The organism is Arthrobacter glycogeni, assembly GCF_054510815.1.
Genome location: NZ_JBTNDV010000001.1, coordinates 319,334 through 332,552, shown reverse-complemented (window position 1 = coordinate 332,552; position 13,219 = coordinate 319,334). Strand labels below are relative to the sequence as shown.

Annotated in this window: 11 protein-coding genes; 4 read left to right on the top strand and 7 right to left on the bottom strand. The window is 64.5% G+C overall.

Annotated elements, in window-relative coordinates; translation table 11 throughout:
• Positions 1-2 precede the first annotated feature (2 nt).
• Complete coding sequence (locus tag ACX80G_RS01460) at positions 3-1,040, bottom strand: NAD(P)-dependent alcohol dehydrogenase (protein ID WP_459305195.1); 1,038 nt, start codon at positions 1,038-1,040, stop codon at positions 3-5.
• A gap of 356 nt (positions 1,041-1,396) precedes the next feature.
• On the opposite strand from ACX80G_RS01460, the gene ACX80G_RS01455 reads away from it, so the two are divergent.
• The gene (locus ACX80G_RS01455; RefSeq protein WP_459305194.1) at positions 1,397-4,228 is read left to right on the top strand and encodes an aconitate hydratase; all 2,832 of its coding nucleotides are present in this window, start codon (positions 1,397-1,399) and stop codon (positions 4,226-4,228) included.
• 136 nt (positions 4,229-4,364) lie between these two features.
• A complete protein-coding gene (locus tag ACX80G_RS01450) occupies positions 4,365-5,033 on the top strand; it encodes a GntR family transcriptional regulator (RefSeq protein WP_459305193.1) in 669 nt (222 codons plus the stop codon).
• Positions 5,034-5,101: 68 nt separating this feature from the next.
• On the opposite strand, the gene ACX80G_RS01445 is transcribed toward ACX80G_RS01450, so the two are convergent.
• Positions 5,102-6,655 carry a flavin-containing monooxygenase gene (locus ACX80G_RS01445; protein WP_459305192.1) on the bottom strand — a complete coding sequence of 518 codons (1,554 nt, stop codon included), beginning with the start codon at positions 6,653-6,655 and terminating at the stop codon, positions 5,102-5,104.
• Between the two features lie 145 nt (positions 6,656-6,800).
• Between ACX80G_RS01445 and ACX80G_RS01440 the strand changes: the two genes are divergently transcribed.
• Positions 6,801-7,535, top strand: coding sequence for a glutamine amidotransferase (locus tag ACX80G_RS01440; protein ID WP_459305191.1), 735 nt, complete (start codon positions 6,801-6,803; stop codon positions 7,533-7,535).
• Positions 7,536-7,649: 114 nt separating this feature from the next.
• Entirely contained in the window at positions 7,650-8,921 is a 1,272-nt protein-coding gene (locus ACX80G_RS01435; protein WP_459305190.1) for a glycerophosphodiester phosphodiesterase family protein, read from the top strand.
• Positions 8,922-9,082: 161 nt separating this feature from the next.
• On the opposite strand, the gene ACX80G_RS01430 is transcribed toward ACX80G_RS01435, so the two are convergent.
• The 5 genes from ACX80G_RS01430 to ACX80G_RS01410 all read right to left on the bottom strand — a co-directional run bounded on the left by ACX80G_RS01430 (position 9,083) and on the right by ACX80G_RS01410 (position 13,217).
• Entirely contained in the window at positions 9,083-9,403 is a 321-nt protein-coding gene (locus ACX80G_RS01430; protein ID WP_459305189.1) for a hypothetical protein, read from the bottom strand.
• Positions 9,404-9,498: 95 nt separating this feature from the next.
• Complete coding sequence (locus ACX80G_RS01425; protein WP_459305188.1) at positions 9,499-10,197, bottom strand: SDR family NAD(P)-dependent oxidoreductase; 699 nt, start codon at positions 10,195-10,197, stop codon at positions 9,499-9,501.
• The gene (locus ACX80G_RS01420) at positions 10,194-10,958 is read right to left on the bottom strand and encodes an SDR family NAD(P)-dependent oxidoreductase (protein ID WP_459305187.1); all 765 of its coding nucleotides are present in this window, start codon (positions 10,956-10,958) and stop codon (positions 10,194-10,196) included. Before ACX80G_RS01420 ends, ACX80G_RS01425 begins: the two co-directional genes overlap by 4 nt.
• Positions 10,951-12,330, bottom strand: coding sequence for an MFS transporter (locus tag ACX80G_RS01415; RefSeq protein ID WP_459305186.1), 1,380 nt, complete (start codon positions 12,328-12,330; stop codon positions 10,951-10,953). Before ACX80G_RS01415 ends, ACX80G_RS01420 begins: the two co-directional genes overlap by 8 nt.
• Positions 12,327-13,217 carry a polysaccharide deacetylase family protein gene (locus ACX80G_RS01410; RefSeq protein WP_459305185.1) on the bottom strand — a complete coding sequence of 297 codons (891 nt, stop codon included), beginning with the start codon at positions 13,215-13,217 and terminating at the stop codon, positions 12,327-12,329. The genes ACX80G_RS01415 and ACX80G_RS01410 overlap by 4 nt, the downstream gene beginning before the upstream one ends.
• Positions 13,218-13,219 lie beyond the last annotated feature (2 nt).

Below are 13,219 nucleotides of genomic sequence, written 5' to 3'. Positions count from 1 at the left end.
TGTTATCTCCCTTGGGTGAGGTTGGGGACGAGGATGCCACGGCCGACCAGCTTGCCGCTGTCCAGGTCATGCATGGCCTGGACAGCATCTTCGAGGTCGTACGTCTGGGTGTGGAGGGTGACTTTGCCCTGGGCGGTGAGGGTCATGAGTTCCACGAGGTCGAGGTAGGTGCCCACGAGGTTTCCGACGATGTTGATTTCCCGGGAGATGATCTCGATGGTGTCGATGTTCACCGCTCCGCCGTAGCCGATCGTGTAGTAGCTGCCCCGGTTACGCAGCGCGTTCAGTCCGAGCTCCTCGGTGCCGTGCTCCCCGACGAAGTCGAAAACCACGTGAGCGCCGCCCTCGGTGATCTCGAGGAGCTTCCCGCCGTCGCCAGCTTGTGACAGCGTGTGGTCGGCGCCGAGCGTCCTTGCCAGCTCAAGTGCCTCCTCGGAGGTGTCGACGACGGTGATCTGCGCCGCGGTGAGCGCCTTCAGGGATTGGATGCCGATGTGGCCCAGCCCGCCGCTGCCGATGACGACGGCGTGGGTTCCGGGGTGCAGCAGTGGTGCGGCTTTGCGGACCGCGTGGTAGGCGGTGAGGCCAGCGTCGGCGAGGGCGGCAATGTCAGCAGGCTTGAGGGATGGATCGAGTTTCACCACTGAGCGGGCGTTGGTCTTCATCACTTCGGCCATCCCGCCGTCGACGTTCAGCCCGGGGAAGGTGGAGTTTTCGCAGTGGGAGTCCTGTCCCTCGCGGCAGGCCAGGCACAGCCCACAGGTGACGATCGGGTGCATGATCACGGTGTCGCCGGGCTGGACGTTGGTGACGGCGGAGCCCACCTCGCGGACCCAGCCGGCGTTTTCGTGTCCGAGAACGTAGGGGAGTTGGGGGTGCTGGATAGCGTCCCACTGGCCCTCGATGACGTGCAGGTCGGTGCGGCACAGGCCTGCAGCGCCGATGTCGACGACCACGTCCCACGGGCCGGTTGCCGTGGGCTCCGGCACGTCGTCGATCAGCGGGTCTTCCTGGTAGCGGTGTACCCGAACGGCTCTCATGGTCCTCCTCAGCGATGACTGACGCGGGCAGGCTCCGACGGACGTCAGGCGCTCCCAGCGGTGAACGAGTGCTGATGCAAGTGTGCCCGGGCTCACACTCGTTGGGAAGAGAGTTTCTCGCCGGGTGAGAAAACCTCGCGGTTCCGGGTGGGCGTCGTTTGCCGGGAATCCTGCGCACGGAAAAGTGGCTGCCCTGCAGGTGAGTGGTGGCGCAACCACTTTGCCGCGGGGAAGCCACTTTTCTGGCCGTGAAATCTGGCCGCGTAATCGAATGTGTACGACTGTATACAGATTATTTGCGTTTCAGGATAGGATGGATCCAAAGGCTTCACTGATCCTCGAAGGGATACCTGCAAATGACTGCTGTGGACACATTCGGCTCCAAAGACATACTCGAGGTGGCGGGGGCTGAATATCAGATCTTCCGCCTCGACGCTGTAGAGGGATCGGAGAAGCTCCCCTACAGCCTCAAAGTTCTGCTGGAGAATCTGCTTCGCACCGAGGACGGCGCCAACATCACCGCCGACCACGTCCGTGCCCTGGCCAGCTGGGACCCCGAGGCTGAGCCCGACACCGAAATCCAGTTCACACCGGCCCGCGTCATCATGCAGGACTTCACCGGTGTGCCCTGCGTCGTCGACCTGGCGACCATGCGCGAAGCAGTGGTTGAGCTCGGCGGCGACCCCAAGCGCGTCAACCCCCTGGCACCCGCCGAGCTGGTCATTGACCACTCGGTGCAAATCGACTTCGCCGGCAACGCCGACGCCCTCGAACGCAACATCGAGATCGAGTACCAGCGCAACGGCGAGCGCTACCAGTTCCTGCGCTGGGGCCAGACCGCGTTCGATGACTTCCTGGTGGTCCCACCGGGGATGGGGATCGTGCACCAGGTCAACCTGGAGTACCTGGCCCGAACCGTGATGACCCGCGAGGTCACCAGCGGCGGCACCACCGCGCTCCAGGCTTACCCCGACACCTGCGTCGGCACCGACTCGCACACCACAATGGTCAACGGCCTGGGCGTCCTCGGTTGGGGCGTGGGCGGCATCGAAGCCGAGGCGGCCATGCTGGGCCAGCCCGTCTCCATGCTCATCCCTCGCGTGGTGGGCTTCAAGCTCACCGGCGAGATCCCTGCTGGCGCCACCGCGACCGACGTCGTCCTCACCATCACCGAGAAGCTCCGTAAGCACGGTGTGGTCGGCAAGTTCGTCGAGTTCTACGGCGAGGGCGTCAGCGCCGTCCCCCTGGCGAACCGCGCGACCATCGGCAACATGAGCCCCGAGTTCGGTTCCACCGCCGCAATGTTCCCGATCGACGACGTCACCATGGATTACCTGCGTCTCACCGGTCGCCCTGAAGAGAACCTCGCACTGGTCGAGGCGTACGCCAAGGCGCAGGGCATGTGGCACGATCCGAGCAAGGAGATTGCCTTCTCGGAGTACCTGGAACTGGATCTGTCGACCGTGGTGTCGTCAATCGCCGGTCCGAAGCGCCCGCAGGACCGTGTCGAGCTGACCAACGCCAAGCCTCAGTTCCGCAAGGACCTGGAGAACTACGTGCACCGCTCGGTCGAGGAGGAAGGCGCCACGGTCGACGAGACACTCGAAGAATCCTTCCCCGCCTCCGACCCGCCCTCCTACACCGAGGCCGACACGAAGGTTGTCGACGCCCCACACGAGGTGGTGACCGCCACTGAAGCCAACCGCGATTCCAGCCCGATCGAGGTGACTACCGCCGACGGCCGCAGCTTCACTCTCGACCACGGAGCAGTCACCATCGCCTCCATCACCTCCTGCACCAACACGTCGAACCCTTCGGTGATGATGGCAGCGGCGGTGCTGGCCCGCAACGCGGTCGACAAGGGCCTCATGTCCAAGGCCTGGGTCAAGACCTCGGTCGCCCCAGGCTCGAAGGTAGTCACCGACTACTACGAGAAGTCGGGCCTGATCCCGTACCTGGAGAAGCTCGGCTTCTTCGTGGTCGGGTACGGCTGCGCCACCTGCATCGGCAACTCAGGCCCCCTCGACGAGGAGATCACCCAGGCCATCCACGACGCAGACCTCGCCGTCACCGCCGTCCTGTCCGGTAACCGCAACTTCGAGGGCCGGATCAATCCGGACGTCAAAATGAACTACCTGGCCTCACCGCCCCTAGTGGTTGCCTACGCCCTGGCTGGCACCATGGACTTCGACTTCGACGCCGATCCACTCGGCCAGGACGACGACGGCATCGACGTTTTCCTGCGCGACATCTGGCCGAACCCCGTCGAGGTGCAGCAGATCATTGACGACTCCATCGACAAGGAGATGTTCAAGGCCAGCTACGACACCATCTTCGACGGCGACGAGCGGTGGCAGTCCCTGCCCACCCCGGCCGGCGACACCTTCGAATGGGATCCGGAATCGACCTACGTCCGGAAGCCTCCGTACTTTGAGGGAATGAAGGCCGAGCCGGAGCCCGTCACCGACATCGAGGGTGCACGCGTCCTGCTGAAGCTGGGGGATTCGGTCACGACCGACCACATCTCACCCGCCGGTTCCTTCAAGTCCGACACCCCGGCGGGCCGGTACCTGCTGGAGCGAGGTGTGGAGCGCAAGGACTTCAACTCCTTCGGTTCGCGCCGTGGAAACCACGAGGTGATGATTCGTGGCACCTTCGCGAACATCCGCATCCGCAACCAGCTCCTCGAGGACGTCGAGGGTGGTTTCACCCGTGACTTCAGCCAGGCCGACGCGCCACAGGCTGCTGTCTACGATGCCGCGATGAACTACCAGGCTGCGGGAACCCCGCTGGTGATCCTGGCCGGAAAGGAATACGGTTCGGGTTCGTCCCGTGACTGGGCAGCCAAGGGCACAGCACTCTTGGGTGTCCGCGCGGTCATCACCGAGAGCTACGAGCGGATCCACCGCTCCAACCTCATCGGGATGGGCGTGCTGCCCCTGCAGTTCCCTCAGGGCCAGAACGCCGAGTCGCTGGGCCTCACCGGCACCGAAACGTTCGCCGTGTCCGGCGTGACCGAGCTGAACAACGGCACCACCCCGAAGACCGTCACCGTCACAGCAACCCCCGAAGGCGGCGGCCAGCCCGTCACCTTCGATGCCGTGCTCCGGATCGACACTCCAGGCGAAGCCGAGTACTACCGCAACGGCGGCATCCTGCAGTACGTCCTCCGCCAGATCGCCGTCTAGCGGCACAATACCCGGCGTAGACGTCGACGCGTCCCACCCCCGTTCCATGAGTATTGTCCTAGCCCACACCCGTGGCTAGGGCGCCTACTGTGCAGGACCTACTTATAGGAGCACCCAGTGTCTGAACCGGTTGAAAGTGTCTGATCCGGCAGATTCGACGGGACGCGTCGACGGCTCGGTGGTCTTCCGCGTGCTCCGCAGCGAGATTCTGGCGGGGATTCATCCTCCCGGGACACCGCTGCGCGAGGTGGGACTCTCTGCGCGCTTCGGCGTCTCCCGGACCCCCATCCGCGAGGCGCTCAGCCGGTTGCAGCACGAGCGGCTGCTTGAGCGTGCCGCGCGGGGCCTGCAGGTCCCGCAGATCGACCCGCAGGAAGTTATTCAGATTTATGACCTTCGGGTGATGCTCGAGCAGGAAGCTGCCGGGCAGGCGTCCAGCAGCCGGGGCGTCACGGACATCATGCGGCTGGAGGCGCTCGTGGAGCGGGATCGGGAACTCGAAGCCCCGGACGACCAGACCCGTATCCGCTGCAACGTCGAATTTCATGCGGCGGTCAGCGCCGCCGCGCACAACCGGGTGCTCCAGGACCTCCTCGAACGGCTTTCCACCCATCTCATCAACACGCCGCGGTCCACGCTGTCGGTGGGGAACCGGTGGGACGATGCACTTGACGAACACGAGGCGCTGGTGAGGGCCATCATCGCGCAACGGGCCGACGACGCACGACAGATTGCCCGGCAGCACATGGAAACGGCCCGCGCCCTGCGGCTGGAGCTGCTGAAGTCGGCAGCGAAGACCGAGTAGCGGCCGGTTCTCGCGCCGAAAAAGTGCTGCACTCGCAGATACGCTGTGGGCCAACCACTTTCCTGCAGTTACGGCACGCTTCTGCCGGGTCCGGGTCCGGGTCCGGGTCCGGGGTGGGTGGGTCCGGGGTGGGTGGGGGCCGGGACTGGAACGGCGGCCGGCACGGGATCGAACGACATATGGGCCCCCACCTTCCCCAGCAGCACCGCTGGGGCATCGAGCAGATAGTTGGTGCCGACGGTCCACGGCCGTCCAGACCCCTGCCGGTGGAAGGCATCCGCCGCACGCTGCACGTACCCCGACGACAGGTCCAGCAGCGGCCGCCGTGACATTCCGGGAGCCGGCACCGGGATCGCTACGGAATGCCCGTGCCGGTTCATGTGGTTCAGTAACCGGCACACATACCGCGAACTCAGGTCCGCCCGAAGTGTCCACGAAGCATTCGTGTACCCCACGCAGTACCCCAGGTTGGGCACCCCGCTCACCAGCACCCCCCGGTACACCCACGCGTCACCCAGGTCCACGGGGACGCCGTCCATGGTGAGTTCAGCACCACCGAGCGGCTGGAGAGCCAGGCCGGTGGCGGTGACGACGACGTCGGCCGCCAGTTCCTGCCCCGACGCCAGCTTGATCCCATCCGGTGTGAACCGGTCAATCCGGTCGGTCACCACCGAGGCCCGCCCCGATGCCAGTGACCGGTAGAAGTCGCCGCCTGGCGCGACGCAAAGGCGCTGCTCCCACGGGTTGTAGGCCGGCGCGAAATGCTCGTCGACCTGCTGTTCATCGCCGAGGAGGTCGAGGGCCTGGCCACGCAGGAACACCCTCGCTATCCGGGGCCACCGCTTACACAACTGGTAGAACGCCTGCGGGTAGACCACGTTGCGGGCCCGGGCCACCCGATGCGCCGCGCGTGCGGGCAGCACCCGCCGGACGGCGTCGGCGAACCTGTCTCGGCGCGGTACCGACACGACGTAGGACGGCGATCGCTGCAGCATCGTGACGTGGGCTGCGGTGTCGGCCATTGCCGGAAGGAGGGTGACGGCTGTGGCGCCGCTGCCGATCACCACCACCTGTTGACCGGTGTAGTCCAGGTCCTCTGGCCAGAACTGGGGGTGGACCAGGTCGCCGGCAAACTCTTCCATGCCGGGGAAGTCCGGTTGGTAGCCCTGGGCGTAGCTGTAGTAGCCGGTGCAGGCATAGAGGAACGAGCAGGTGACAGTTCGGCGGTGCGCGGCGCCGTCGCTGCCGGTCTCCAGTTGCAGGGTCCAGCGCGACGTGGTGGAGGAGAAGTCGGCGCCCACCAGGCGGGTGTTGAAACGGATGTGAGGGCCCAGCCCCGATTCGTTGGCGGTGTCCTGAAGATAGCTCAGGATGGAGGAGCCGTCCGCGATGGAGTCCGGGTGGGTCCAGGGACGCCACGGGTAGCTCAAAGTGAACATGTCGGAATCCGACCGCACACCCGGGTAACGGAACAGGTCCCAGGTGCCGCCGATCGCGCCGCGCGCCTCGAAAAGGGCGAATGATTTGTCGGGGCACTCGGTCCGCAGCCGATGCGCCGCGCCAATCCCCGAGAGACCCGCCCCGATAATGGCGACGTCGAGGTGCTCTGCGGGAGGGGACATGACTTCATTATCGCGGTCGACGGGCTCCGGTAACCAACATAGTGGGTGACCCGCAGCCGCGGCGTTGGGCGACCGCTGTTGTGGGGCTCCGCCACTATTGTGCGGCTACGCCACTATCGTGGCCGACGGGCAGTAGTCTCGACAGGTGAAACCGTTTCTGCTGATAGCCACCCGTGCCGAGGACGACGCCGCCGACGGCGAGTATCAGGCGTTCTGCCGCTTCGGTGGCCTCAAGGGGGATCAGCTGCACCGGGTCCGGGCAGAGGCTGGGCCAGTGCCGCACATTGACCTCGCGAGGTATTCGGGGATCATCGTGGGAGGGAGTCCTTTCAACTCCTCCGACGCCGAAGAGGTCAAGTCCATCGTTCAACGGCGGGTGGAACGCGAGATCGGTGAGCTGCTTGACCGGGTCGTAGCGGCCGACTTCCCGTTCCTGGGCGCCTGCTACGGCGTCGGGACGCTCGGGCGCCATCAGGGAGCGCTCATCGACAGGACCTTCGCCGAACCCATCGGGCCGACGCCGATCACCCTGACCCCCGCCGGCGCAGCCGACCCGCTGCTGGCGGGCCTGCCGGCGTCGTTCGCTGCCTTCGTTGGCCACAAGGAAGCCTGCACCACCCTGCCAGAGGGGGCGGTGCTGTTGGCCTCCTCGGACGGTTGCCCGGTCCAGATGTTCCGCATCCGCGCGAACCTGTATGCCACCCAGTTTCATCCTGAGCTCGACGTCGACGGGCTGGTGCAGCGGATCGATGTCTACCGCAATGCCGGGTACTTTCCGCCGGAGGAGGCGGAGGACTACATGGCCCGTGCCCGGTCCTCCCGGGTGGAATGGCCGGCGGCCATCCTGCGGAACTTCGTGGACCGGTACGCGGTGGAGTAGCCCGCGGAGAGTTTCACGCTCCGTTTACCCGGTATTGATGTCGGGGATGCCCTGGTGCGGCAGGGTCTCTGAAGGAGGGGATCACGCCCCTCCACAACGAAGGGAACATCTTCTATGGCATCCCGTGTAGCCAAGACCCTCACCAGCACAACCCTCACCAGCAAGATTCTCAACAGCAAGACCCTGACCGGCGCAGCCGCCGCAGCGGTAGGACTCACCCTCCTGGCAGCACCCGGCGCGTCGGCGCAAGTTCCCGCGCAGGCTCCGCTGAACGAGGATGCATCACCCATCCTCATCGGACACCGTGGTGCCGCCGGAACCGCGCCGGAGAATACTGTTGCCGCGTTCAAGGACGGCCGCAAATCCGGGGCCGACTTCTTCGAAATTGATGTCCAGCTCAGCTCCGACGGTGTGCCGTTCATCTTTCACGACAACACCCCGGCACGCACCACCAACGTCGAGGACGTCTTCCCGGACCGTGCCACCGACCCAATTACGTCCTTCACCTGGGCCGAGCTGCAGCAGCTCGACGCGGGATCCTACTTCGACGACCAGTTCGTTGGCGAGCGCATTCCTCACCTCGACGACGCCGCGAAGGTCGCGACCACCAAAACCGGCGTGTACATCGAGATCAAGTCGCCGGTGAACTCGCCGGGCGTCGAGCAGCTGGTCGCCGACGAATTGCGCACCGACAAGACCTGGCAGCGCCTCGTGGCGGCTGACAAGGTGCAGGTCCTGGGCTTCGATGAGGCCTCCAACCGCACGTTCGCTGAGCTCGCTCCGGAGATTGAACTGCAGCAGCTCGCCGGGGTTGTCCCCAGCCCGGCAGTGCTGAAATCCTGGGCTACCTTCGCCGACTCGGTGGGGACCAACTATCGCGTGCTGACCCCGCAGAATGTCAGCGACGTCAAAGCGGCAGGACTGGTGCTCGGCGTCTACACTGTGAACTCGCCCGAGGCGGTCCAGGCATCGATCGATCTGGGTGTCGACGCCGTCACCACCGATTTCCCCATCCAGAACGCCCGGTACCTCGAGGGGGCGCCGGTGTTTCCAGGCAGCAGCGTGGAGATTGTCGATTCGGTGAACAACCCAGCCGGCGACGACGTCCAGCCCGAAACCGGCGAGCATGTTCTCCTGCGCAACACCAGCGACAGGACCATCGACGTCAGCGGATACCTCCTCCGGGACGCTGCCAACAACATCCTCACCGTGGGTGATGGCTACACGCTCGCAGCGGGCGCCGAACTGCGGGTCTACACCGGTCCGGGAACCAACTCCCCGGAGGCCTACTACAACGGCGGAACGGCATCGGTACTGAACAACGGCGGCGAATCGTTGGGTCTCTGGACCTCACGGGACAAGCTGCAGGACGTCTTCGCCAACTAAAGCGTCGCTGACCCGAAAGGATGTCCCTCCCGAAAAGTGCATGCAGTGCCTGCATTGCATGCACTTTTCGAATCCCGGGTGCATGCGTTGCATGCAGTGCATGCACCTTTAGGATTGTTACCCCGTCGGGAGCCAGGTCAGATCAGGAGTCAGATCGGCAGTCAGGTCAGATCGGGAGTAGCGAGGTAATACGGGGCGCTGAACCGGAGCCCGGCATTCACGACGCTCAGGGCGACACCCGTGTCAATCACGGTGCGGCTCTGCAGCCGGTGCTGCAGGCTGTCCCGATGGAGTGCCGCAGCGGGGTCCTGCAGGATGGCAGACCAGACGTCCGCGACAGTGGTGCAGTGGAGGACAGCGCCCGTGACGCCCCGCACCAGCCAGGTATCCCCGGCAGCCTGGACGCTGGGGATACCTGGCAGGCCGTGGCATAAGGCGTTGATGGTCTGCGCAGCGATCAGCCGGTGGCGGAGCGTGCTCACCGGTCCGAGCACCTCATCGGCAACGACAGTCCGGCCGCACACGCCACACATCTAGCTGCCGCACCTTTCGTCCACGAAGAACCGGTCAGTAAGAATCACTGCATCACGTCGCCGGAGTTGGGTCCCAGTGTCTGGCCGACGAAGAGGTTGCCGCCGGGGTCGCTGGCCAGTAGTAAGGCGACGGGGGCAACCTCGGCTGGCGTGCCGAAACGGCCCAAGGGAAGCTCCTTCCGTTTGGCAATCTTCCAGTCTTCGGAAATTTTCTCGACCAGCGGCGTCTCGATAGGTCCCGGAGCTATGCAATTGACCAACACATTGTCACCAGCCACCTCCAGGGCGAGGGACTTGGTCATACCGATGACGCCGGCCTTCGCCGCACTGTAGTGGCTGAGGCCGGTGCCGCCCTTGATGCCCAGCTGGGACGAGATATTGATGATCCGTCCCCACTTGTTCGCCCGCATGTCGGCGACCACCTCACGGCAGCACAGGAAGACCCCGGTCAGGTCGACCGAAATGGTTTCCTGCCACCGGGCCAAAGACATGTCCTGTAGTGGTGATTCGGTGAGCAGGCCAGCACTGTTGACCAGGATGTCGATCCGACCCAACTCGGTCCGCGCCGCGGCGAAACCAGCAACCACACTTGCCTCGTCCGCCACATCGACAGTGATCGAGTGGGGCGAAGGCGTCCGGTCCAGCAGCACCACCCGGGATCCGCTCGCCCGGAAAGCAGCGGCAATAGCTGCCCCGATGCCGCTACCGCCGCCGGTGACCACCACTGTCCGCGCGGTGCTCATGCCTTCATCTTGACGGTGAGGCCGCCGTCGACAATCAGTGATTGCCCGGTCACGTAGGCGGCGTCGGCCGAGGTGAGGAACCCGATCACGCTGGCTACCTCCTCCGGCCGGCCCACGCGACCCCACGGGATGTCCTGCCCCGCGCGTTCCAGACCGTCCGGGCCCAGCGAGTTCACGGGATCCAGGGACTGCGGGGTTTCGATCAGTCCGGGAATGACCACATTTGCCCGGATCCGGCGGGGACCCAGCTCGACGGCGATGCTCCTGACCAGCCCGAGGATTCCCGCTTTAGCCGCCGCGTAATGTGCGTGATCCTCCCAACCGTAGACTCCGCCCGCGATGGACGAGACGGCGACCATCGCGCCGCCGTCGTCCATCCGGGTGGAACCAGCGCGGAGAGTCCGTAGCACACCCGTCAGATCGACGTCGAGCATGTCGTTCCAGCGGGAGTCCGTGAGCTCATCCAGGGGTGCGTTGCGCAGGATACCGGCGTTGGCCACCGCGTAGTCCAGCCGCCCGAACTCGTTGAGCGCCCGGTCCGCGAAGGTCTCCACCGACTCGGTGTTCCTGACGTCCACCTCCTGGACGACAGCCTTACCCCCGGCCCGCTCGGCCAGGCGGAGCGTCTCCTCCGGGTCGTGCGGATCGCCGGGAAACGTGCCGATGACCGAGCGGACCCCGCGTTGCGCGTAATGCACGGCGAGAGCACGTCCAATACCGCTGGCGGCCCCGGTAATGATGGCGACCGGAGAATCAGACACTCGGGTCCTCCAGCAGCTCCTTCGGGATGGGCTTCGCCATCATCATGAGTAGGCCCGAAACGAGGGTGCCAAGGGCTCCGACCCACAGGGCCGCCGCCGTGGTTCCGGCCGCCGCGGTGACAATGGTGAACAGGGCGCCACCAAGGATGATGCCGGGCTGGCTCATGGCACCGATGAACGCGAGTCCGGTTGCCCGGCAGCTGACGGGGTAGCACTCGGCCATAAAATACTGGATGGCTGCGTAGGGTCCTACCAGGAAGAAAAGCCCGACGCCGTAGGTGAGGATGATGAGGAAAGGGGTGGAAGCGATGGGGCTGAGCATGACCGAGAAGGAAATACCCGAGATGATCCAGCCGATGATGATGGTCTTCTTCCGGCCAATGACATCGCCGAACCAGCCGTGGAAGACGTAGCCGAAATAGGCCAGTGCGTTGATGACGATCAGCATCCAGAAGGCGTCGGACAGTTCCACTCCGCGGGAGTTCACCAGCACCGAGGATCCCAGGATGCTGAAGACCATGATGCCGAAGAAGTTCACAATCCAGGCCAGGGAGAAGACGATGGTGTTGCGTCGCAGCTGTGGTTCCCAGATGCGCTTCAGGGGAGCCGTGGAGGAGTGCTGGACGCCGAAGGAACCGGCCAGTGCGTGGGCTTCGTCGACATTGCCGGACTTCTCCAGCTGGGTCAGTTTCTCGTGCAGTTCAAACTGGGGAGTCTCTTTGAGCTTCTTCGCGATCAGGTACACGATGATTGCCGCGGGGATGGCCGCCATGATGTAGAGCGCGCGCCAGCCGAGAGACGGCAGGAAGGCGAAGGCGAGGGCTGCGGCCAGCAGGAAGCCCAGTGGCCAGCCACCCTGGACGAAGGAGTAGTAGAAGCCGGGACGCTTACGCTTCTTCTCGTCTTCGGTGACCTGGAAGACCTCGTTCATGTAGGTCGCATTGACTGCCTGCTCGGAGAACCCGAGTCCACCGAAGGAGCGGACCACCACCAGCATGGCGTTGCTGATGAAGCCCAGTCCCGCAGGGATCACCGAGGTGAGAGCTGAGACGACGGCGGTGCCACCGACTGTGAGCATCATTCCCTTGCGCCGGCCGAGCCGGTCAATCACCGGTCCGACGCCGAAGCAGACGATCGCCGTACCAACGGCAATCCAGGTGTTGATCGCGTAGGCCTCGGTCTCCGTCCAGCCGAATTCTTCCTGCATGGCGGGAAGCAATGTGCCGAACAACCCGTAGTCGAAGACCGCGATGGTCCATGCAAGCAGTGCCAGGATCATTGCCGTGTTGGTGTTCTTTTTGCTGAAGATGGGCAGCGCGCGTTTTTCGCCGCCGGTGGGTGCGGATAGGTCGATGAGTGCCGGAGCCTTCATGAGTTGGCTTCCTTTCTGGGATTGTCGGACAGGAACTTGTCGGCGATCTGGTCGAAGGTTCGCCAGTTGACGCCGTCGTGCGAGTTGAAGTGCTGAATGAGGCGCTCGAGCATGAGCAGCACCTGGGGGCGGCCCGACACGTCAGGATGAATGGTCATGGTGAAGACGGCCTCGTCCATTTCCTGGTACACCCAGTCGAACTGGTCCCGCCACATCTGCTCGATATCACGCGGGTTGACGAATCCGTGGGAGTTGGGAGCGGCCTTGATGAACATCATTGGAGGCAGGTCGTCGAGATACCAGTTGGCAGGGATTTCGACGAGCTCAGTCTCGTGGCCGCGGACCAGCGGCTTCATCCAGGCCTCAGCCGGCTTGCTGTAGTCGATCTTCGTCCAGCTGTCGCCCACCCGCACGTAATACGGCTCAAAGTCGTTGTGCATCAGGGAGTGGTCGTATTTGATGCCCCGTTCGAGCAGAATTTCGTTGGTGATGGTCGAGAACTCCCACCACGGCGCCACATACCCGGTGGGTCGCTTCCCCGAGACCTGTTCGATGAGTTCGATCGACCGATCGAGGATGGCGGTTTCCTGCTCACGGGTCATCGCGATCGGGTTTTCGTGGGAGTAGCCGTGAACGCCGATCTCGTGACCGGCTTCCACCACCATCCGGGTCAACTCGGGGAAGGTCTCCAACGAGTGTCCCGGGATGAACCAGGTGGACGGAAGGTTGTACTTTTCGAAAAGCCGGAGGAGGCGGGGGCCTCCCACCTCACCGCTGAAGAGCCCACGGGAGATGTCGCAGGGGGAGTCCTCACCGCCGTAGGAGCCGAGCATGCCAGCAACGGCGTCGACGTCTACGCCGAATGCAAGCTGTATGTTTTTTGTCATGG